The organism is Paenibacillus sp. KS1 (genome assembly GCF_001680695.1).
Classification (GTDB): domain Bacteria; phylum Bacillota; class Bacilli; order Paenibacillales; family Paenibacillaceae; genus Paenibacillus_B; species Paenibacillus_B suaedae.
This window is the reverse complement of sequence record NZ_MAIS01000388.1, coordinates 1-238: the sequence shown is the minus strand read 5'-3', so window position 1 is coordinate 238 and position 238 is coordinate 1. Positions and strand designations below refer to the sequence as shown.

Here is a 238-nt window from a genome sequence, read left to right as displayed (position 1 = left end):
AGATGTTGTGCGCATCACGAACCGTCTCGGCGGTATCCTGAACAGCTATGAGTACGACGCCTTCGGCCAGACGGTATCTGCCACAGAGGGCATTCCGAACCGCTTCCGCTACGCAGGCGAGCAGTTCGATCTTATTACGCAGCAGTACTACCTGCGCGCAAGGTTCTACAATCCGGTCATTGCCCGCTTTACACAAGAGGACGAGTACCGTGGTGATGGTCTCAACCTGTATGCGTAT

General features: G+C 55.0%; 1 protein-coding gene. It reads left to right on the top strand.

Going from position 1 to position 238, the window contains the following annotated elements:
* Window positions 1–238, top strand: a 238-nt coding sequence (locus BBG47_RS28765) for an RHS repeat-associated core domain-containing protein (RefSeq protein WP_139070866.1), incomplete at both ends; no start/stop codon positions are given.